This is a genomic window from Silvimonas terrae (assembly GCF_014202765.1).
GTDB lineage: Bacteria > Pseudomonadota > Gammaproteobacteria > Burkholderiales > Chitinibacteraceae > Silvimonas > Silvimonas terrae.
The window spans coordinates 471655-493040 of the sequence record NZ_JACHHN010000004.1 but is presented as its reverse complement, the minus strand read 5'-3'; the positions used below and the strand labels follow the sequence as shown (position 1 = coordinate 493040).

At 58.6% G+C, this 21386-nt stretch carries 18 protein-coding genes; 16 read left to right on the top strand and 2 right to left on the bottom strand.

Features of this window, described 5'->3' with window-relative positions; genetic code table 11:
- Positions 1–52 precede the first annotated feature (52 nt).
- The 3 genes from HNQ50_RS12280 (at position 53) to HNQ50_RS12270 (ending at position 4636) form a co-directional block, all read left to right on the top strand.
- Positions 53–790 carry a fimbrial biogenesis chaperone gene (locus tag HNQ50_RS12280; protein WP_184101088.1) on the top strand — a complete coding sequence of 246 codons (738 nt, stop codon included), beginning with the start codon at positions 53–55 and terminating at the stop codon, positions 788–790.
- 144 nt (positions 791–934) lie between these two features.
- Positions 935–3481, top strand: coding sequence for a fimbria/pilus outer membrane usher protein (locus HNQ50_RS12275; RefSeq protein WP_184101086.1), 2547 nt, complete (start codon positions 935–937; stop codon positions 3479–3481).
- 39 nt (positions 3482–3520) lie between these two features.
- Complete coding sequence (locus HNQ50_RS12270; protein ID WP_184101084.1) at positions 3521–4636, top strand: fimbrial protein; 1116 nt, start codon at positions 3521–3523, stop codon at positions 4634–4636.
- Positions 4637–4826: 190 nt separating this feature from the next.
- On the opposite strand, the gene glnA is transcribed toward HNQ50_RS12270, so the two are convergent.
- Positions 4827–6236, bottom strand: a complete 1410-nt coding sequence (glnA, locus tag HNQ50_RS12265; protein ID WP_184101082.1) for a glutamate--ammonia ligase — start codon at positions 6234–6236, stop codon at positions 4827–4829.
- Positions 6237–6608: 372 nt separating this feature from the next.
- Between glnA and HNQ50_RS12260 the strand changes: the two genes are divergently transcribed.
- A complete protein-coding gene (locus HNQ50_RS12260; protein WP_184101080.1) occupies positions 6609–7061 on the top strand; it encodes a rhodanese-like domain-containing protein in 453 nt (150 codons plus the stop codon).
- Positions 7062–7131: 70 nt separating this feature from the next.
- On the opposite strand, the gene HNQ50_RS12255 is transcribed toward HNQ50_RS12260, so the two are convergent.
- On the bottom strand, positions 7132–7920 hold the full coding sequence (locus HNQ50_RS12255) for an NAD(P)H-dependent oxidoreductase (RefSeq protein ID WP_184101078.1): 789 nt from the start codon (positions 7918–7920) through the stop codon (positions 7132–7134).
- A 93-nt stretch (positions 7921–8013) separates the two neighbouring features.
- Here HNQ50_RS12255 and HNQ50_RS12250 point away from each other — a divergent pair, with 93 nt between their 5' ends.
- From HNQ50_RS12250 to HNQ50_RS12195, 12 genes are all read left to right on the top strand, one after another.
- Positions 8014–8964, top strand: coding sequence for a LysR family transcriptional regulator (locus HNQ50_RS12250; RefSeq protein ID WP_184101075.1), 951 nt, complete (start codon positions 8014–8016; stop codon positions 8962–8964).
- A gap of 53 nt (positions 8965–9017) precedes the next feature.
- The gene (aroE, locus tag HNQ50_RS12245; RefSeq protein WP_221303151.1) at positions 9018–9842 is read left to right on the top strand and encodes a shikimate dehydrogenase; all 825 of its coding nucleotides are present in this window, start codon (positions 9018–9020) and stop codon (positions 9840–9842) included.
- A gap of 179 nt (positions 9843–10021) precedes the next feature.
- Complete coding sequence (gene mtgA / locus HNQ50_RS12240) at positions 10022–10696, top strand: monofunctional biosynthetic peptidoglycan transglycosylase (RefSeq protein WP_246428703.1); 675 nt, start codon at positions 10022–10024, stop codon at positions 10694–10696.
- Between the two features lie 359 nt (positions 10697–11055).
- Positions 11056–11904 carry a Stp1/IreP family PP2C-type Ser/Thr phosphatase gene (locus HNQ50_RS12235; RefSeq protein WP_221303150.1) on the top strand — a complete coding sequence of 283 codons (849 nt, stop codon included), beginning with the start codon at positions 11056–11058 and terminating at the stop codon, positions 11902–11904.
- A gap of 68 nt (positions 11905–11972) precedes the next feature.
- On the top strand, positions 11973–12608 hold the full coding sequence (locus HNQ50_RS12230) for an FHA domain-containing protein (RefSeq protein ID WP_184101071.1): 636 nt from the start codon (positions 11973–11975) through the stop codon (positions 12606–12608).
- 386 nt (positions 12609–12994) lie between these two features.
- Positions 12995–15166 carry a CHASE2 domain-containing protein gene (locus tag HNQ50_RS12225; RefSeq protein WP_184101069.1) on the top strand — a complete coding sequence of 724 codons (2172 nt, stop codon included), beginning with the start codon at positions 12995–12997 and terminating at the stop codon, positions 15164–15166.
- Positions 15167–15285: 119 nt separating this feature from the next.
- Entirely contained in the window at positions 15286–16053 is a 768-nt protein-coding gene (locus HNQ50_RS12220) for an MBL fold metallo-hydrolase (protein WP_184101067.1), read from the top strand.
- A gap of 337 nt (positions 16054–16390) precedes the next feature.
- Complete coding sequence (gene glmS, locus HNQ50_RS12215; protein ID WP_184101065.1) at positions 16391–18214, top strand: glutamine--fructose-6-phosphate transaminase (isomerizing); 1824 nt, start codon at positions 16391–16393, stop codon at positions 18212–18214.
- Between the two features lie 856 nt (positions 18215–19070).
- The gene (locus HNQ50_RS12210; protein WP_184101063.1) at positions 19071–19226 is read left to right on the top strand and encodes a hypothetical protein; all 156 of its coding nucleotides are present in this window, start codon (positions 19071–19073) and stop codon (positions 19224–19226) included.
- A gap of 275 nt (positions 19227–19501) precedes the next feature.
- On the top strand, positions 19502–19816 hold the full coding sequence (locus tag HNQ50_RS12205) for a BON domain-containing protein (RefSeq protein WP_184101061.1): 315 nt from the start codon (positions 19502–19504) through the stop codon (positions 19814–19816).
- Positions 19817–20029: 213 nt separating this feature from the next.
- Positions 20030–20413 carry a hypothetical protein gene (locus HNQ50_RS12200; RefSeq protein WP_184101059.1) on the top strand — a complete coding sequence of 128 codons (384 nt, stop codon included), beginning with the start codon at positions 20030–20032 and terminating at the stop codon, positions 20411–20413.
- A gap of 333 nt (positions 20414–20746) precedes the next feature.
- Positions 20747–21340 (top strand): PAS domain S-box protein, encoded by a 594-nt coding sequence (locus tag HNQ50_RS12195; protein WP_184101058.1) that lies wholly within the window; start codon positions 20747–20749, stop codon positions 21338–21340.
- Positions 21341–21386 lie beyond the last annotated feature (46 nt).

Sequence of the window (21386 nt, the reverse complement as noted above, 5' to 3'; positions counted from 1 at the left end):
GCGTATCCGGTTGCTGTTACTGCATGCGTCTTTCGTTTTACTGGAGTTCCCCATGAAACTGGATATTCGTCGCATTGCAGCGATCGGGGCCGTATTGGCCACTGCTTTTATCTCTTTTTCCGCCAATGCCAATATTTCGTTGGCGGGCACCCGGGTGATTTATCCGGCGCAAAACCGTGAAGTCACCGTGCAAATGACCAATGAGGGGAAAAAGCCTTCGCTGGTGCAAACGTGGATTGATGATGGCGACGCAAACGCATTGCCGGAAAACATCCGCGTGCCCTTTACGCTCACCCCCCCTGTTTCCCGCGTCAATGGGGGTAAAGGCCAGGCATTGCGCATTGTGTATACCGGTGAAGCCCTGCCGCAGGATCGTGAATCGGTGTTCTACCTCAACGTCCTGGATATTCCACCGTCGGAAGACGGCGCTGATGGCAACCAACTGCAATTTGCCTTCCGGACCCGCATCAAGATGTTTTTTCGCCCGGCTCAACTGGCGGGGGATACCTCCAGGGTCGTCGATCAGGTGCGCTGGTCTTTGGTGACTGATCAGAACGGCGCCGCTGTGCTACGCGCAACCAACCCCACCGGTTATTACATCTCGCTGAACAAGCTGAGTCTCTCTGGCAGCAAAGCCATTGACCTGCAACCCCAGATGATTCCGCCCAAGGGTTCGTATGACTTTGCCTTGCCGGCGAATACGCACCCTGCAGCGGACGCCAGCGTGGTGTTCCAGAGCGTGAATGACTACGGCGCCATGGACGACCACACCGCAACGTTGACCCGTTAAACGTAAACCGGTACCTGGCTTCTTTCGCGTGGTGACGGGGCCTCACACTTGATGAAAATTGGTTTCGATATGAGCAGCTCTTACCAGACACATTGCCGGGTACATCCCCTGGCTCCGCAATGGAAACGCAGCACCCTGAGCATCATGATCGCTACCGCCTTGCTAAGCGCGCCGCATGCGTTTGCAGCAACTTCTGACAATGTGACTGCGAGTTCGGCACCGTTGATGTTTAACCCGGCGTTTCTCCGGGGCACCGGTACGGCCATTGACGTGAGCAAGTTTGCCAGAACCAGCCCGCTGGCGGCAGGGACTTACCGGGTTGACCTGTATGTGAACAACCTTTTTGTTGAGCGCGGCGATGTCGCGTTCACGGACGTGGCCGGCGGCGATGTGGCCAGACCGTGTTTTACCCGCGCCATGCTGGACCATTACGGCGTAAACGTCAGCACACTGAGCCCGGCGGACCAGGCGGATGCCTGTATTGATGTCGCGGAGGCCATTAAAAACGCCACCGCGAGCTACGACAGTGCCACTTATCGTCTGGATCTGAGCATTCCCCAGGTGGCGTTACGCCAGTCGGCCCGTGGCCAGGTTGACCCGTCGCGCTGGGATAGTGGCGAAACCGCGCTCACTCTGAATTACAACGCCAACACCTATCACAGCACCGGTGAGAATGGCTCATCCAGCCAAACCTATCTTGGGTTGGAGACGGGTCTGAACGCGGGTGATTGGCGTTTGCGCAATCGCGGCTCCATGCAGTGGAACCACAGCGGCGATACAAGCACCCGTACCTGGACCAATCTGGATACGTATGCCCAGCGTGATATCACCGGCTGGCGCTCGCAATTAACACTGGGCGATAGCCATACCAGCGGCGAGTACTTTGATTCGGTGGGTGTGCGCGGTGTGCAATTGTCTTCTGATGACCGCATGCTGCCCGATTCACTGCGCGGGTATGCTCCGGTCATTCGCGGCACCGCCAACAGCAACGCCCGCGTGACGGTACGCCAGAACAACCAGGTGATTTACGAGACCACCGTTGCGCCCGGCGCGTTTGAGATCACCGATCTGAACCCCACGGGCTACGGCGGTGACCTGGTGGTTACCGTGACCGAAGCCGACGGCAGCCAGCAAAGCTATTCGGTGGCCAACTCTGCCGTACCGCAATCGTTGCGCCCCGGTGTGACACGCTATGCCGTCAGCGCAGGCCAGGTGCGCAACGATAACCTGCTCCAGAGCCCGTATCTGGCGCAGTTTGGCATGCAACGCGGTTTGACCAATCTGCTTACCGGTTATGGCGCTGCGGGTGCCACCAATCAGGGCTATGTCACCGTAATGGGCGGCGCTGCGCTCAATACCTCATGGGGCGCGGTGGGCTTTGACGTGACAGGGGCCAGCACTCAATTGCCTGGCACCGCAACCCAGCGCGGGCTGAGTATGCGTACCAGCTACAGCAAAACCGTGGCCGATACCGGCACGACCATGGGTCTGGCCGCGTACCGGTATTCAACGCAGGGTTATTTCGGCTTGAATGATGCCATAACCGCGTATGACACCATAAAGCGCGGCAGTGGCACGCTGGATAGCTATCAGCGGCCGCGTAACCGGTTTGAACTGAATCTGAACCAGAGCATTGGCAAGGGGCAGATTTATGTGAATGGCTCGGTGCAAAATTATTGGCAACAAAGCGGTAGTAACGCCAACTACCAGGCGGGTTACAGCAATACGTACCATGGCGTTGCCTACAGTGTCTCGGCGCAGCGTACCGATGATGGCTTTGGCAAGAAAGACAACCGGGTCTACCTGTCGATGTCGCTCCCGCTGAATTTCGGCACGCATTCACAAACGCTGTATAGCTCCGTGGGTTATGGCAAAGACAGTGGCACGACCGCACAAACCAGCCTTTCCGGCACCGCGCTGGAAAACGCGGCACTGTCTTACGGCGTGAATGCCAACTACAACAGCACCACCACGACCAGCGTGGGTGTCAACGCGCAGTACGCCAGTGCGGTTACCACCTTGAATGGCAGCGTGAGCCACAGCAGCGGCTATACCCAGGTTTCCGCCGGGGCGACCGGTGGCCTTGTGGTGCATCGCGGTGGCGTCACCCTGTCGCCACGCAATCTTGACGCGGTCGCGCTGGTTCACGCACCGGGCGCAGAAGGTGCGCAGATCAATGGCCTGGCTGGGGTACAAGTGGACCAGTTTGGTTATGCACTGGTGCCCGATCTGGTGCCGTATCGTTCAAACGCCGTGACGCTGGATCCCAAAAACCTGACTGGTGATGTGGAATTCAAGAGCACCCGTGGTGAGGTCGTTCCACGTGCCGGTGCGGTGTCGCGCATCGAGTTTGAAACCGTGAGTGGTCGCACCGTCATTATCCATACCGTGCTGGCGGATGGCCGCCCCGCACCGTTTGGCGCCAGCGTGCTGGATGACAGCGGCGCTAACGTCGGGGTTGTGGGCCAGGGGGGCACGGTCTTTACCCGTGGTATTGCCGACAAAGGTGTGCTGACGCTGCAACTGAGCGAAGGCAAAGCATGCCGGATCAGCTACCAGCTTGATCCGAAACAACTGGGTAAAGCCCCCCAAACGGCCAAGAGTGGTTTTGCCACACTGGAAGCCAGGTGTGTGCCGCAAACAGAGGCCACTGTGGTCGCCACTGCCGGCTCTTTTTTGACCGACCGGTGAGCCCGCGCCGCCGCACTTGCAAGACGATTGGAGTTCACGATGCGTAAACATAAACAGCGTATTTCAGGTACAGCGCCAGGCTGTGTTTTGCTCTCTGGCGGTCAACACGGCGATGGCCGTGCGGTATCGCTCATCAGGCTCCTTGTCCTTGCAATGTTGACCTTGTGGCTAGGGCTGGCGTCCGTACCTGCCCACGCGAATATGACTTGCAATAATAGTGGGAGTTACAACTGGACACTGCCCGGCGGGTCTATTGCTATTCCAGCGAATATCACGGCCGGAACCTCAATAGGTACCCTGGCTACCCAAACCTATACGATGCAATGCCGGTTTCTCCAGAGCGGTAACATGATTACCAGTGGGACAAATACGGTGACCTTTGCGACCACGGCTGAACTCGCCTACGGGACAACCGTCTACAAGACCAACATCGCAGGTCTGGGGGTGCGATATACCTTTAATGCTGACTCCTGCAGCAGTGGCGATGTTGTCATGACTAGCGGTAAAGCGACCTTCACCTGCGCGTATTCAGGCCCGCTCGGGGGAGGGTATATGGGCACCCCGATCAGCGTAAAAGCAGAATTGGTCGTCACCGGACCGATCCAGGGGGGGATTTCTACACTCACGACATCACCGGCCGTCTCGATTGCTTTTGTCGCATCAGATTCACCCTCCAGTTGGGGGCAGGGGAATCTTTATTCGGGTGTAGCAACCGGCTCGCTGACGCAAGCGACGTGCGCTGCCAACAGTGCCAACGTCACCGTCACGCTACCCAAAATAAGCGTTAACTCGCTGGCCAGTGGCGTGGGTGCAGTGGCCAGTGGCCAGCCATTCATGCTGGAATTCACCTGTACAACGGGTGCGAATATTTCAATGGTCCTGACGGACAGCGTGAATCAGGCAAATCGGGGGGACACGCTGGCCGTCACCTCAGACTCAACTGCCAGTGGGGTAGGTATTCAGATACTGAAGGCAGGCACCCCCATCTTGTTTGGCCCTGATTCTGCTGCGCCTGGTACGGCCAATCAATGGCTGATTGGTGCGTCTCCCAACGGCAAACTGCAAGTACCCCTGACTGCGCGTTATATCCGCACTGGTGCTGTTTCGCCCGGCACAATCAAGGCGCTGGCTACATTTACCATGTCTTATAACTGACCCCCAGGAAGAAACCGGCCGGTTGATACAGGCTGGTTTTTTGCTGGCATCTATACGCTCATCGAGTCTGCCCTCAAACCGGAGAGTGCGGGCATTGAAGACCGGGACCAAACATGAAAAAAACCCGCACAAGCCAGGCTTGGTGCGGGTTTTTGGGTCGTTCTGCGCCTGTCTGAGACAGGCATCAGAATTACAGGCTGTAGTACATGTCGAATTCGACCGGGTGAGTCCACATGCGGATCTTGTTCACATCGTTCTGCTTGAGTTCGATGTAGCTGTCGATCCACTCATCAGTGAACACGCCGCCACGGGTCAGGAACTCGCGATCCTTGTCCAGTGCGTCCAGGGCTTCGTCCAGGGATGCACACACGGTCGGGATCAGCTTGTCTTCTTCCGGCGGCAGATCGTACAGGTTCTTGTCTGCAGGATCGCCCGGGTGGATCTTGTTCTGGATACCATCCAGACCGGCCATCATCAGTGCCGCAAAGCACAGGTACGGGTTGGCCAGCGGATCCGGGAAGCGGGTTTCGATACGGCGAGCCTTGTCGGACGCAACGTGCGGAATGCGGATCGAAGCAGAACGGTTCTTGGCGGAGTAAGCCAGCTTCACCGGTGCTTCAAAGTGCGGAACCAGACGCTTGTACGAGTTGGTACCCGGGTTGGTAATGGCATTCAGTGCGCGAGCGTGCTTGATGATACCGCCGATGTAGAACAGGGCGGTTTCAGACAGGCCAGCGTAGCCATTGCCTGCAAACAGGTTCTTGCCGTCTTTCCAGATGGACTGGTGAACGTGCATGCCGGAACCGTTGTCGCCAACGATCGGCTTGGGCATGAAAGTCGCGGTCTTGCCGTACTGGTTCGCCACGTTGTGAACCACGTACTTCAGGATCTGGGTCCAGTCTGCGCGTTGGGTCAGGGTGCTGAACTTGGTACCGATTTCGTTCTGGCCAGCGTTCGCCACTTCGTGGTGGAACACTTCAACCGGCACGCCCAGTTCTTCCAGCACCAGCACCATGGAAGCGCGGATGTCTTGATGGCTGTCAACCGGCGGGACCGGGAAATAGCCGCCCTTCAGACGCGGACGGTGCCCCAGGTTGCCGCCTTCGAACTCTTGACCAGTGGCCCACGCACCTTCTTCGGAGCCGATCTTGACGAAGGAACCGGACAGGTCGGCATTCCAGCGGACGTTGTCGAAAATGAAGAATTCAGGTTCCGGACCGAAGTAAGCCGTGTCACCAATCCCGGACGCCTTCAGATAGGCTTCAGCGCGCTTGGCCAGCGAACGCGGGTCGCGGTCATAGCCCTTGCCGGTTGCCGGCTCGATCACGTCACATGTCATGAACACGGTCGGTTCGTCGAAGAACGGGTCGATATTGGCGGTAGAAGCATCCGGCATCAGCAGCATGTCGGAAGCCTGGATACCCTTCCAGCCAGTGATGGAGGAACCGTCGAAAGCGTGGCCGTGTTCGAACCATTCTTCATCAACGACGTGGGACGGCACGGTCACGTGCTGTTCTTTACCAATAGTGTCGGTGAAACGCAGGTCAACGAACTTGATGTCGTTTTCCTTGATCAACTTGAGTACGTCGGCTACCGCCATCTGAGCTCTCCTTGGTGCAAGAGATAGTTTGAATGAGTGTTGTCTCGTCGCCGCAGTATCAGGTGCAGCACTACTGCCGGCTCGGGTCGGAACGATATGAAGCAGAAACTGTGCCAGGCTACTTTCCCTGCCGGGAGTCATTGTGCCACAACAATCCGTCGTATTGCGGGTTTTACCTATACAACCCGATATGGTGCATGCACCACGTAAATGCACCAGTTTTGTGCATCATTTTGGGGCAAAGTTGTGCGTGCATGCACCGCTTTATGAATTGTTCATGACGCAAAGAACAGGGCTAGAATTGGTATGTGGGGCCTGCTGCGGCCCGGGGCGCTGAATTTTGTAGATCGAAAAAGAGAAAGGAATGCCGTCATGAGTACCGTGAGCAACATCCTCGAAAAAGCCCGTCAACGCGCCAGTGAGTCTGCGCTGGCGTATTCCGGGGCGGTCACCCCCGATGAGGCCTGGGCGCTGGTGCAAGCGGTGCCAGGAACCAGAATTGTGGATGTACGTACGCATGCCGAGTGGCAGTTTGTCGGCACGGTGCCCAATGCCTTGCTGATTGAGTGGAAGCGCTATCCGGACATGGCACTCAATCCGGAATTCCTCACCCAACTGAAGGCGCAGGTTGATCCGCAAAACGTGGTGCTGTTTCTGTGCCGAACCGGTGCACGCTCGCACGATGCTGCGGCATTGGCCGCCAAGCATGGTTACTCTGAGGCGTACAACATCCTGGAAGGCTTTGAGGGCGAGAAGGACGAGCACCAGCATCGCGGCCAGAAAAACGGCTGGAAAGGCCACAAGTTGCCGTGGGCGCAAGGCTGATGTGCTGAGACAGGCGGTACTGGAAAAGGCGTGCGGTCAAACCGGCACGCCTTTTTTGTTGACCGGGCGATCAGACAGTCGGGTTGAGATGTAAGGCAAAGCCGCTGGTGCCCGCCGCTTCCAGGTCTGGTTTCAGTTCCAGCGTCGGGATGACATAGTCCCCCCCGTTTTGACGCCGGTAGGCAATGGGTTCGGTGGTAGCCAGGGTTTGCATGCGTTCCCGCAGTGCGGCGGCGGTACGGGTAAAGCCGGTTTCATCCAGCCGGTCGACCCGGTAGCTCACAAAGGGCGGCAGCACGGTGTAACCGGGGTAGTACAGGACGCCGTGGTTGATCGGGAATAACAGATCATCAATGGGGCCGTTGACGCCGCGTTGACTGTAGTGCTCGGCCCAGCCGCCAGCGGTGACGATCAGCATGGCGCGCTTGCCGGCCATGGTGCCTTCCCCAAAGCGCTCTCCCCAGTAGCGATCGTTATGCTCACCCACGCCATAGGCAAAACCGTAGGCATAAACGCGGTCGATCCAGCCTTTCAGAATGGCCGGCATGGTGTACCACCACAGCGGAAACTGCAGGATCAGCATATCGGCCCAGCGCAGTTTTTCCTGCTCGGCTTTGACGTCATCGGTGAGGGCGTTCGCCGCGAACGCAGCGCTGGACTGGGCCGCCACTTTCAGCCGGGTATCCGGGGCCATGGCGGGGAAGTCGGCCTTGTCCACGGTGGTTTTCCAGTTCATGGCATACAGATCGGAGATCTGGACCGCGTGCCCATCTGCCTTGAGCGCCGCAACGGCTTCGTCCCGCAACGCAGCGCTGAGCGATGCGGGTTCCGGGTGGGCAAAAACAATCAATACTTTCATGGTGTTGGCTCCGTCAACGTGAATTGACCACCATGGTAGGGCGTGCCAGACTTATCCGGAATACGCATTGAGCGCATATGATCTTGCCGAAATATGGATAAATCTTCGCTGGCTGGCGCTGACATCACGCTGGAACGCATGCGCACCTTTGTGCGCGTGGCCGAGCGCGGCAATCTTTCCGCTGTGGCGCGCGAATTGCGCGTCGGGCAATCCACCGTCACCCGGCATTTGCATGAGCTGGAATCCGCTATCGGCCTGCCGCTACTCAGCCGCACCACCCGCAGCGTGACCCTCACGGAAGAAGGACGCCGCTACTACCAGCATTGCACGCAGATTCTGCGGCTGGTGGATCAGGCCAGTGACGACATGCGGGATGCCCGGGGCGCACCCGCGGGTCTGGTACGGGTGTCCTGCACCGCGGCACTGGGGGTACTGCATGTCAGCCGGCTGATCTTTGCCTTCCAGGACCAATATCCGGATATCCAGATTGACCTGAGCCTGACCGATGAGCGCATTGACCTGGTGGAAGCAGGCGTGGATGTAGCGATCCGGCTGGGCGCGCTGACGGACAGCAATATGAAGCGGCGTGCATTGGGATTCAGCCAGCGCGTGCTGGTGGCCGCACCGGCGTGGCTGGCAACCCAGGGCGAACTGCAAACGCCTGCAGATTTGATCGGGCTGGAAGGCATACGCATGATCAACATTGCCAGCAGCGACACCTTGAGTTTGCGTGGGCCGGATGGCGCAACGCATAGCGTACCCAGTACCGGCCGCTTGCGTGTGGATCACGGCCTGGCCTCCCGCGCGGCCATGGCGGCCGGGCGCGGGCTCTCTCCCACCCATTTATGGCTGGTTGACGATCTGCTGGCGAGCGGGGTGGTCGTGCGGGTCTTGCCGGATTACACCCTGCCACCCATGCCCTTGAACCTGTTGATCGTGCCGGAACGCGCCGCCATTGTGCGGGTGCGCCTGCTGGTGGATTACCTGGCCCGTGAGATGGCGCGCTTGCCCGGCATCATGCCCACACCCGCGCTGGCGGCTTGACCGGCTGGCCCCTGCGCACCACACTGGCCGCTTCCACGTTCAGACCCCCTATCATGCGTTACGTCGTCATTGGCAATCCGATTGCCCACAGCAAGTCTCCGCAAATCCACGCTGCATTCGCCGCCCAGTTCGCCCTGGCCGGTTTCGGCTATGAACGCCTGCTGGCGCCGCTGGAAGACTTCGACGGCACCGTGCGCCGTTTTATGGCAGAGGGTGGGCGTGGTTGCAATGTCACCGTGCCGTTCAAAGAGGCAGCCTATGAACTGGCCACGCATCTGACCGAGCGTGCTGCCGCAGCGGGCGCGGTCAACACGCTCAAGGTGCAAGAGGATGGCACCTTGCTGGGGGATAACACCGACGGCGCGGGCCTGGTCGCAGACCTGTTGCGACACACGTCGCTGGCTGGCAAACGCGTGTTGGTGCTGGGGGCCGGCGGCGCGGCGCGCGGCGTGTTGTTGCCGCTGGCCGGTCAGCAACCCGCAGCCATCTTGCTTGCCAACCGGACTGCAGCCAAGGCGGTTGATCTGGCGGCGCAATTGCAAGCACACACCAAAAACGTGCCGCTCCGTGGCTGCGGTTTTGCGGGGATTGAAGGGGCGTTTGACGTGGTGATCAACGCCACCTCCGCCAGCCTGGGCGGCGAGCGTGTGCCACTGCCGGCCAGGGTGTTTGCGTCCGGCGCACTGGCCTACGACATGATGTACGGCAAAGGCGAAACCGCTTTCCTGGCGCAAGCGCGTGAGGCAGGCGTCACGCAGCGGGTGGACGGCCTGGGCATGTTGGTCGGGCAGGCCGCAGAGGCGTTCCGCTTGTGGACCGGCCATACGCCAGACGTCACCCCCGTGCTGGAGATGATGCGCGCCGGGCTGGCGGCCTGAGCCCGCAGCGCTGGCGAAGGTGCCTGGTGTACTGTTCCTGACAAAATCGCCATTGCCCGCTTGTAAGCAAGGCGCCTAGAATCGCGGCAAACCGGATGACCGTCCTCTTGGGCGGTCTTTGTTCATCTTGCGGGCGCTCGTCGCAACCCATTGTGAAAAATCATTCTTTTGGCTGGTGGCTGGGCCGTATTGTGCTGGCCATCCTGTTGTTGTTCCTGGTGTGGAACCTGTGGATTTTCGGCCACGTCTGGTGGTGGAAAGACCATAACCCGGATGACACGGCGTTTATGGAAGAAGGTCTGGCGCGGCTGCAAAAAGACGACCCGGAGGCCGAGTTGCGGCACAAATGGGTGCCGTACAGCCAGATTTCGCCCAACCTCAAGCGTGCGCTGGTGGCCTCCGAAGACGCCAAATTCCTGGATCATGATGGCTTTGACTGGGAAGGTATTCAGGCCGCGTGGGAAAAAAACCTGAAAAAGGGCCGTATTGTGGCGGGCGGTTCCACCATCAGTCAGCAACTGGCCAAGAACCTGTTTCTGTCCAGCCGCCGCACGCCCTGGCGCAAGCTGGAAGAAGCCATCATCACGGTCATGCTGGAAAAGATGCTGGATAAACGCCGCATCTTTGAGATCTATCTCAACGTGATCGAGTGGGGCAACGGTATTTACGGCGCGGAGGCGGCCTCCCGCTATTACTACCGTACCGGCGCGGCGAATCTGGGCGTGAGCCAGGCGGCCAAACTGGCGGCCATGGTGCCGGACCCGCGGTTTTATGATGCGCACCGCAACGACCGGCGTTTGTTGCGCAAGACCAGCATCATTGCCCGGCGCATGCCTTACGCCGATATCCCTTGAAACCGGGAGTGTCTCACCGGGTTTCTCATATGCCGTTTCAAACGGGCAGCCACTTTACAGCGGCTGCCCGTTTTTATTGGCCACCCCGCGCAAATATGACGTTTCCGTGGAAACTTCCGCCTGACTGCGTGGCTGCTTTCTGTGACAGTAAAACAACGGCGCCAGGCAGCTCGGCTGGATTTGATTGGCCCCGTTCCGGTGAACCCCTAGAATGCGGGGCTGCCAAACCGTAAAACCGCGCGCAAAGCGATAACACCTAAAACAACACCGTGCCCGCAATCCATTGCGGACCAGACGCATGCCAGATGCCCGGAACGCCAATGCCGGGTTGCCTCTGGCGCGCAGTACAGGAGCGGCCCATGCCTGATTACTCTCACGCGTTGACCATGGTCGGCCAGACCGATACCGGGCTGGTGCGTGGCCACAATGAAGACGCCATCCATCTGGACCCGGTGCACGGCTTTGCCGTACTGGCCGACGGTATGGGCGGCTACAACGCGGGCGAAGTCGCCAGTGAAATGGCGGTAGAGCGCGTGGTGAGCTTCTTGCGCACGGTGCCGCTACCGGCCACCGGTAAACCCCCGGAACCCGTGCAGTGGATTTCCTGGCTGGTTGAGGCCGTCGAACAGGCCAATATGGCGGTGTTTGCTGCGGCAAGCAGTCAGGCTGATTACCGTGGCATGGGCACGACCCTGGTGGTGGCGTTATGGCGTGATAGCGGTTTGTATGTGGCGCATGTCGGAGACTCCCGGCTTTATCGTTTGCGCGGGGAAACGCTGAATCAGTTAACCCGGGATCACTCGTTTTTGCAGGAGCAGGTAGACCTTGGGCTGATTACGCAAGCTGAGGCAGAACAGTCGAGCCACCGCAATCTGATCACCCGTGCCGTGGGTATCGGCCCGACCGTGGAGGTGGAAATCCACCAGCATGCCGTCGAGGTCGGAGACGTCTATCTGCTGTGTTCCGACGGCGTTTCAGACGATGTTCCCGTGGCCACCGTTGTAGATGTGCTGACCGCCATGCGCATCAATCTGCCGATGGCCGCCGCATATCTGATCCAGGAGGCAAATAATGCCGGAGGCAAGGACAATAGCTCGGTCGTACTGACAGAGATCAAACGACCGCTACCTGGGGATGGATGGCGCGACAAGCTATCCGGATGGTGGCATGAGTTTTTGCCCAAAGACGGCCATGAACCGTCGGCATGAGCCGCGTAGTCCACACGCCGGCCAGACGTATAAACACAAGAAAGGTTGAAGGGATTACGGGAAAGACGATGGCTAAATTGATACTGAGCCTCTCTGGCAACTACATCAACGAATTCCAGCTCAAGCCGGATGTCACGCGCATTGGCCGCCGCCCCCATAATGAAATCCAGGTGGATCACCTGTCGATTTCGGGCGAGCACGCGCTGATCCGCTGCATGCGCGGCGAATACGTGATCGAAGACCAGCGCAGCACCAATGGCACCTCGGTGAATGGCCAGCGCATTGTCCAGTGCAAGCTCAATGACGGTGATCAGGTGCGCATCGGCAAGCACGTCTTCACCTTTCATACCAGCAACGCCGCACCACGCCCGGCGACCGCAGACGGTTTTGAAGCCACACAATTGCTGGTGCCGCCGACCAGCGCCGCCCGCCCGCAAGGCAAGCGCATGGGGGTCGTTCGCGTACTGACCGGTAGCGCTGCCGGCCGCGAAGTCGAACTTTCCAAAGCCAGTACCACGCTGGGCAAAGCCGGCATTCAGGTGGCGTCGATTGGCCGGCGCAGCGACGGCTACGCGATCTCGCACATCGAAGGCCCCAAGCGCCCGCTGGTGAACAACCGCGAAATCGGTGCTACACCGCATCCGCTCAAGGAAGAAGACTTGATTGAGCTGGCGGGAGTAAAAATGGCCTTCTTCTACCGCTGATTACGGCGAATAAAGCCACGCTGGCGGCGTGATGCTCGCTTGCCGTACAAGTTCGTACTGTCTGCGCCTGGCCAGCCCGTAGCCCGGATGAAGCCGCAGGCGAGAATCCGGGGTGGCAATCGGGGCCAGGACAGTCACTCCGGATTACCTCCACCCCGCTGCAACGATCACCTGCAGCGTCTGGTGGCCTGGTGGGAGGAGTACCCGTCACGGGGCGGATGGCCACTGCCAACGCCTGCCGGTCAACATTCAGAAAGGCTTGGGTCTGCCTGAACGCGTTGTGCAACTGGCCCCATCCACAGACTTCCCGTAAATTCCGCTGTTATCTGAATGCTCCGCCACACCAAGGGTGACGCTTGCTGAGAAAACACTGGCCGCAGATCATCATGGGTCTGCTTTGTTTCGTGCTGCTGGCGGCTCACGCCATGGGCATGCTGCGCTTGCCGGCACTGGATCGGCTGGATGCCTATCTCTATGACACGCGGGTACGCCTGGCCGCAGCCAGTGGCCCGGACCCGCGTGTCGCCATTATTGATATTGATGAAAAAAGCCTGGCCGCGCTGGGCCGCTGGCCGTGGCGACGTGATGTCATGGCGCGATTGGTGGATCAGGTGTTTACCCGGGATCACGCCGCCACCCTCGGCTTTGACGTGGTGTTTGCGGAAACCGACGACAGTACCGGCCTTGCCACCTTGCGTCGCCTGGCCAGCGGTGAACTCTCAGATGTGCCCGAGTTTGCCACCACCCTCAAACGCATCGCCCCGCGTCTGGAGACCGATTCCCGCTTTGCCACCGCACTGCGGCAGCGCAAGACTGTGCTCGGTTTCTACTACAGCCAGGACCCCAAAGCCGTCTCCACGGGTGCCTTACCACCACCAGCGCTGGATGCAGACGCCCTGGCCCCGGTTGCCGCAGATATCCCGCGTGCCCAACACTACGGTGCCAATCTGGCGCAACTGCAGGGGGCGGCCGCGGCCGGTGGACATTTTGTACCGGCGGTCGATGCGGATGGGGTGATCCGCCGGGTGCCGCTGCTGGTGCAGATTGGCGGCCAGCTCTACCCCGCACTCTCGCTGGCACTGGTGCGTGAAGCACTGGGCAATGCACCCATTGCACCGGTCATTGAAGCCGGGGCAGGTGTGCCACAACTGGAAGCGCTCACGGTGGGGCCGCTGCGGCTGGCCGTAGATCGCTTTGGTCGCGCCACCGTGCCGTATCGTGGCCCGGCGCACTCGTTTGATTATTTCTCGGCCGTGGATGTCCTCAACGGCAATATTCCGCCCACCGCACTCAAAGACCGGATTGTTCTGCTGGGAGCCACCACGCCAGGCCTGAATGACTTGCGTGTGACCCCGGTCGGTGAGGCTTATCCTGGGGTGGAAGTCCATGCCAACCTGGTTTCCGCCATGCTGGATGGCGCTTTGCCAGAGCGACCTGGTTACCTCCTGGGGGCCGAAGTGGTCTTGCTGGCGCTGCTCACCCCCATGCTGGTCTGGTTACTGGCGCGACGTCCGCCACTGCAGGCATCGGTGGTGGTGCTGGGGTTGCTGGCCGTTCTGGTGGCCGGAGATATCTGGCTATGGCGGGTGCAGCATGTGGATTTCCCGTTTGCCTCCACCCTCACATTGGTCTTGTTGTTGTACGTACTGAACATGGCCTGGGGCTATATGTTCGTGACCCGGCGGCAATCGCAACTGCGGGAGTTGTTCGGCCAGTATGTGGTGCCGGAACTGGTCGACCGCATGAGTGCCGATCCTGGCCGCTACACCATGGTGGGGCAGAGCCGCGAGTTGTCCATCCTGTTTACCGATGTCCGCCGCTTTACCTCCATCAGCGAGAGCATGCCCCCGGCGGAACTGACCCAGTTCATGAACGCTTTCCTGACGGAGATCTCGACCATCATCCGTAGCGGCCAACCGGGCACCATCGATAAATACATTGGTGATTGCGTGATGGCATTCTGGGGTGCGCCGATTCCTGATCCGTTGCAAGCACACAACGCCGTGCTGGCAGCGCTCAATATCAGTGCGGCCATGGGCCCGCTGAACGAACGCTTTGCAGAGCGCAACTGGCCGCAAGTGGTGGTCGGCGTGGGCGTGCATACCGGCGTAGCCACAGTCGGTGACATGGGGTCAAGTTACCGGCTTACTTATACGGCCATGGGCGATGCGGTTAACCTCACCAGCCGGATCGAAAGCCTGACCAAGTTTTACGGTGTGCCCGTACTGGTCTCCGGGGCCACGCGGGATGCAGCCCCCGGGTTTATCTACCGGGAAGTCGATCGGGTGCGGGTCAAAGGGCGGGAAGACGCCGTGACCTTGTATGAACCGCTCTCAAGTGCTGCAGACCCGGTCTTGCAAGCGCAGGTCGATGACTTTGCCCAGGTCCTGGTCGCATACCGGGCACGCCAGTGGGCACCGGCGCTGGCGCTGTTGCAAGCGCTGCGGGCCGAAGCCGATTGCGCGTTGTATGCCGTCTGGCAAGCGCGGCTGGAATACCTGCAGCAAACGCCGCCACCCGCAGCCTGGGATGGCGTGCATGTATTTGAAAGCAAATAAAAACCGGCCGGGCCAAGGTGCCACGAGCTTGATACATAAACAGCGCCAGATCGCCCTTCAGCAGGGTTAAACTTGGCGCAGACCAGCCACCGGGCTCAGGCCTGGCAAGCGGAGAGAGGATGGAACTGCAGGTTTTGGGATGCAGCGGCGGGATCGGGGCGGGTAACCGCACCACGGCACTGCGTCTGGGTAAACATATTCTGGTCGATGCCGGCACCGGCCTTGGCGACCTGCCGCTGGCAGAACTGGCGCAGATCGACCATGTATTTCTGACGCATGCCCATCTGGATCACATCGCCTGCCTGCCGCTGCTGCTCGATACCGTGGCGCCGGTACGCACCGCACCAGTCACGGTACATGCTAGCCAGTCTGTGCTGGATACGCTGCGGCGACACGTTTTCAACTGGCAAGTCTGGCCGGATTTCACCCAGATTCCGCAGCCGGATTGCGGCCTGTTGCGCTATGAAGTCATGGAGCGGGGAGACGTGTTCACACTGGACGGTCTGACGCTGACCGCGCTGCCGGTGTTGCATACCGTGCCCGCCGTGGCCTACCAGATGGATAGTGGCAACGCCTCTGTGGTGTTCTCGGGCGATACGGACGATCACGCACCGTTCTGGCAGGCCGTGAACACCATCGACAACCTGCAAACACTGATCATAGAGACCGCGTTTGCGGATCACGAGGCCACACTGGCCCGCGCCTCACGCCACCTGACCCCGCAACGGCTGGTTGCTGCCCTCAAGGTGTTACCCGCAGGGCTGGATATTCGCATTACGCATCTCAAACCGTTTGATCATGACCTGATCATGCGTGAATTGCACGACCAGACCGGGGGTAGTGCACTGATCCGGCGGCTGGAATCGGGTGACGTGATTCACTTCTGAGCCCCTTTGACGGGGAAATCACGCACCTCACCGCCGTCGGAAACCAGCAATATGCCGGTGAGATACCGCAGATCGATAATACCACTTTGAAAAAAGGTATCATCGGATGGTGCGCCGTGCAGTACGGACGAGTCAGGCTTTTTTCACAATAAACACAGTATTTTTGCGGGTTGTACGGCAATTGTCTACACATGAAGTAGTGTTACAGTGCCCGCTACAAACGCCCCAAGTGGTTTCAGGGTTTTTGTGTAACGACGATACCAGTGCCGTTGCGTACATTGCGGTGCTCAACCGTGTCTTGTGCACGGCAACAAAATCGTGAAACAGGAATTCTCCCATGTGTGGAATCGTTGGTGCCATCTCGGAACGCAATGTTGTGCCCATGCTGCTGGCCGGGCTGCAACGGCTTGAATACCGGGGGTACGATTCCAGTGGCCTCGCGCTGGCCTCTGCCGACCATTTTGAACGTGTGCGCGCCGCAGGCCGTGTGGCTGACCTGGCTGCCAAAGCAGACGGCCATACCGCCCTGGCGGGCCTGGCCCATACCCGCTGGGCCACCCATGGCGCCCCGACCGAACTGAATGCCCACCCGCATCTGGGCGGCGACAGCGTGCTGATCGTCCACAATGGCATCATCGAAAACCACAACGCCTTGCGCACTGAACTGCAGGCACAGGGCTACCGCTTTACCTCCGAGACCGACAGCGAAGTCATCGCCCACCTGGTCCATCACTACCTGCATCGCGCCAACGATCTGCTGGCCGCCGTCCAAGCCACGGTTGGCCGCCTGACGGGTGCCTTTGCCATTGGCGTACTTAGCCGTGACTATCCAGACCGTGTGATCTGCGCCCGTCGCGGCAGCCCGCTGGTATTGGGCCTTGGCTTTGGCGAGCAATTCTTTGCCTCTGACATTGCCGCGCTGTTGCCCGTCACCCAGCGCATGATTTATCTGGAAGAAGGCGATCTGGCTGAACTGAGCCGCAGCGAAGTGCGCATCTTCAACGCCGCTGGCGAAGCCGTCACCCGCCAGGCGCGGACTGTCGATGTCGCGGCCGATTCGGCAGACCTGGGCCACTATCGCCACTTCATGCAAAAAGAAATTTTTGAACAACCCACTGCCATTGCCAACACCTTGCAACGGGTGCTGGAACTGGGTTGTCAGAGCGCACTGTTTGGTCCGCAAGCCGATGAACTCTTTGCCCACACGCCGGCCATCCGCATCGTGGCCTGCGGCTCCAGCTATCACGCCGGCCTTGTCGCCCGTTACTGGATTGAAGAATGGACAGGCCTGCCGTGCAGTGTTGATATCGCCAGTGAATACCGCTACCGAAAGGGGCGTGAACAAGACGGCACGCTGATCATTGCGATCTCCCAATCCGGCGAAACGGCCGACTTGCTGGCCGCCATGCGTTCCGCCCGTGAACGCGGCGACGTGAAAGTGCTGGCCATCTGCAACGTGCCGCACTCCACCCTGACCCGCGAATCAGACCTGCTATTCCTGACCCAGGCCGGGCTGGAAATCGGCGTGGCCTCGACCAAGGCGTTCACCACCCAACTGGTGGCGCTGTACGTCTTTGCCGCATCGTTGGCGCACAGCCGCAAGACACTGAACCCGGCTCAACTCAAAGACATCACCGAAGCCCTCAACCACCTGCCCGTGCTGGTAGAAGAAGTACTGGCCATGGACAGCAAACTGGAAGCCTGGGCGCAAGAACTGGCTCACTATCACAATGCCCTGTTCCTGGGCCGCCACACCCTGTTCCCGATCGCCCTGGAAGGTGCGCTCAAACTCAAGGAAATTGCCTACATCCACGCCGAAGGCTACGCCGCCGGCGAACTCAAACACGGCCCGCTGGCGCTGGTGGATGAAGACATGCCCGTGATCGCCTGCGCGGTGAACGACGAGTTGCTGGAAAAAGTGGTCTCTAACCTGCGTGAAGTACAAGCCCGTAGCGGCAAGGTCTTCTTGCTGGCCGAACCCGGCTGCGAAGCCGCCCACGAGGGCTGCCACCGCGTGCTGACCCTGCCCGCCGCCGCCGGCCCGCTCGCCCCGGTGGTGCTCACCCTGCCGCTGCAAATGCTCTCTTACCACACCGCCTGCCGCAAAGGCACCGACGTTGACAAGCCACGCAACCTGGCAAAATCAGTGACCGTGGAATGAGGGCGGCTGTTGATTTCGACAATTGATTTCGACAATTAAAGTTGATATCTCTACATTAAAGTTGATATCTCAAAGCTAAGGTTGATATCTCACTTTAAGCAAAGACAAGGGTTCCAGGTGGAGCCCTTATCTTTTGTGCCTTTGCCTAAACCGCGCGTAGATTCCGGACATGGTGTTGCCGCTGCCACCACTTTGCAGTTTTGTGGGTTCGACTGCTTATCGACCGAATCGGCCATTCCGAACTCAAGATGGGAAGGTCTGGTTGGGCAAGGAGAGCGTGTAATGTTTGCGAACCGGGTTGCAGACCCGCCAGACCAGAGGTTCCATTCCACCGCCACTGATGACGAAGCACGAATTCGTAATAAAAAATAAGCACGAAGTGCCATTTCTAACAAAATCTACGCACTAGTAATCGAATTCACGCATGAAGCCTACCTGCCAGAACCGCTTGGATGGCTCGGGCCGAGGTAGACGTAAAGGGGGCACCTAGCGAACTTGCGTAGTTTGCGGTTCCACTGCTCGAAGATGATTTGACTGCTTATCGGCCAAAGCGGAAGTTGATAGTAACCCTTGCCGATTTCAGCTACCGATCCAAAGCGGACTGGTCTGTCCCGGTCCCCGTGGACACCAGGTTAAGCACTGAGTGCTGAATGGCGCTGCTTAAACTCAACCGGGGTCAGATACCCCAAGGTCGAATGACGGCGATGATGATTGTAAAGCCACGGCAGGTGGCGAACCCGGCTTTCAGTAGTCTTGGACTTCGTGTGCTACCGAACAGACCTGAAGGTTGCCGAAGCAAAAAATACTTTCAGGCGATCCGGGTGGACCTGCCTAAGTAGGGGCGGAGGTAAATATCATGAACAAACTGACATTGTTGGCAATGGCTATGGCGGCTGGCATCAGTTCGATACTCGCACTGCGCGGCAGTCTTTATTTGAGCATCGGATTTCTGGCTGGTGTTGGTGTCATTGCTTTTTCGCGGTTGTGGTGGCTTGATCACAAGCCAGTTTAAGTTTATTTCCCACAACATGCTCACGCTTTTCAGGGATTACGCGCGCCGTTCAGTGACCAGGTGTGGTGCAGTTGAGCGGGACAGGTTCGGCATTATCGGGGCCAATCTCTTCGACGGGGTAGAGCCACCGCCAACAGCACCCTGCGTTGCTGACCGTATCCACGGCTTCTTCCAGGGGCCCGGTTAGCGCGGGGTACATTTTTCATAGAGTGCTCCCGACCCTAGCCAACCATTTCACTAGCGTTGGCCGGTTGTAAAAACTGGAGAAACAAGTCATGAAACAATTCTGCAAATGTCTTTTCACGTGTTTTGCCGCGATTGCGCTGTTATCGATCATGGGTTGTGCATCTACGTCAAAGCATGAGGCCACTGGTGAATATTTTGACGACAGCGTCATCACGACCAAAGTGAAGGAGGCCATTTTTGATGAGCCCACGCTCAAGGTGTTCGATATCAAAGTCATTACGGATAAGGGCGCTGTCAAGCTAAGTGGTCTTGTGAATTCCAGGGCAACAGCAGCCAAGGCCGTTCAAGTGGCCCAAGGCATTAGTGGGGTGAAGTCCGTCAAAGATGAGATGCAAATCAAGTAAGGCAGCATCTAATGCAGGCTAGAACCTGACCAAGACGGGACTGTTCCGGCCTGCATGATGTTGAAACCGATCTTTGCCATTACCCGACCTTCCCGTGGTCTGTAAGGTGCATTTTTCCTGAGGGCCCCCGCTAATTTCGCGCAATGTTCAGTCGTCCCTGTTCAAACCCCAAGGGCTGAAAGTTGTGAGGTTTGATGCAGAAGGAAAGGAGATATGCGTACCTTGTTTGGCAACACCTGCGCGATGTTATTCCTTGCCATCGTATTGGCGTTATCGGGGCTGCTACTCGGATTTTTGCTGAGAAATTTCATATGGTTTGCCCGTTTTGGTGCGTTGGTGGTTTCGGTTGGCATTACCTTGTTATCAAGGGCCAGCATTATCCGTGAGGACATCATCGCGCATGTGCAGCAAGTCGAGACTGGTCTCAGTCATGTCGATCCGGCGCATTATGAGCAAATGGGCGTACCGGCGCCGGAATGGGTCCTTGTGGATAAGCGAACGCGGGCGGCAGTTGGTGTGTGGGGCCCTGCGGTGAGCTTTGTCGGGACAGTCATTTGGGGCTTTGGTGATTTGTTGAATCGTTATTGGTCTGGCTGAATGAATTGCTGTCGCTACGCTGTCACTGGCCTCATTTTTTACTGGCTCTGGCACCGCAGGCAACTGGGTATATCAGGTGTTTGATTAGTCCGAGACGTGCGTATATTTCAGTAGCCAAGCGGCAAGTAATGAAGAAAGAGATACCCGGATGCAACGCCGTGATAAAAGAGGAATATGATGATTTGGCCGTTTCCGGTGCTGCGACGCGGATGCTTTGTCGCGTGCTGAGTACTTCCATCCATGCCGCCTTTGCGTGATTCGGGAGCAGAGCAATTCGTTGCATCCAAAGCATCTGGACAGCCTCCCCCGGACTGCAGAAAAGGATCACGTTCCATGAAACAGCCAACAGATTGGATGGAAAAGAGGGCCTCACAAAGAAAAGTGGCCGAAGCCATGGTTTGCAGCCTGTCGCCACTACGGCAAGAAGCGCGTGCGACCGAGGCGCTGGCCCATGAGTTGCTGGTGCACAAGATCGAACTAGAGATGCAACTGCTTGAATTACAAGAGGCCAATAGCTTGTTGGACGAGGCTCGTCACCGTTATTCGCAACTTTACGAATTTGCGCCGGCCGGGTACATGTCCGTCGACCCGCAGGGCGCGATTCAGGAAGCCAATCTGGCCGCGGTCCTCATACTGGGCGTCACGCGGGACACGCTTTCTGGTCAGAGTTTCAAATCCTTCATGGCTCGGGATGAGCAAGAAAGATGGTGCGCTTTCTTTGACGGGGCGCTCAAACCCGCACAAAATCAGCGCACCAGTCTTGTTGTTGCTCTTGAGCGCAAGGGCGGTGCCCCTTTTCTGGTCCATATCCGATGCAAACCGGACCTTGGGAATGACCAGACCCCTCTGTTGTTGATCGCGTTAACCGGACTGGATGAGATCAAGCAGGCGGAAACCGAAAGAGAGTACGCGATTGCCTCTTCCTGACAGGGTGCGCTGGTCTAGCGTGCCACGTTCAGATGGCCTAGGCTAA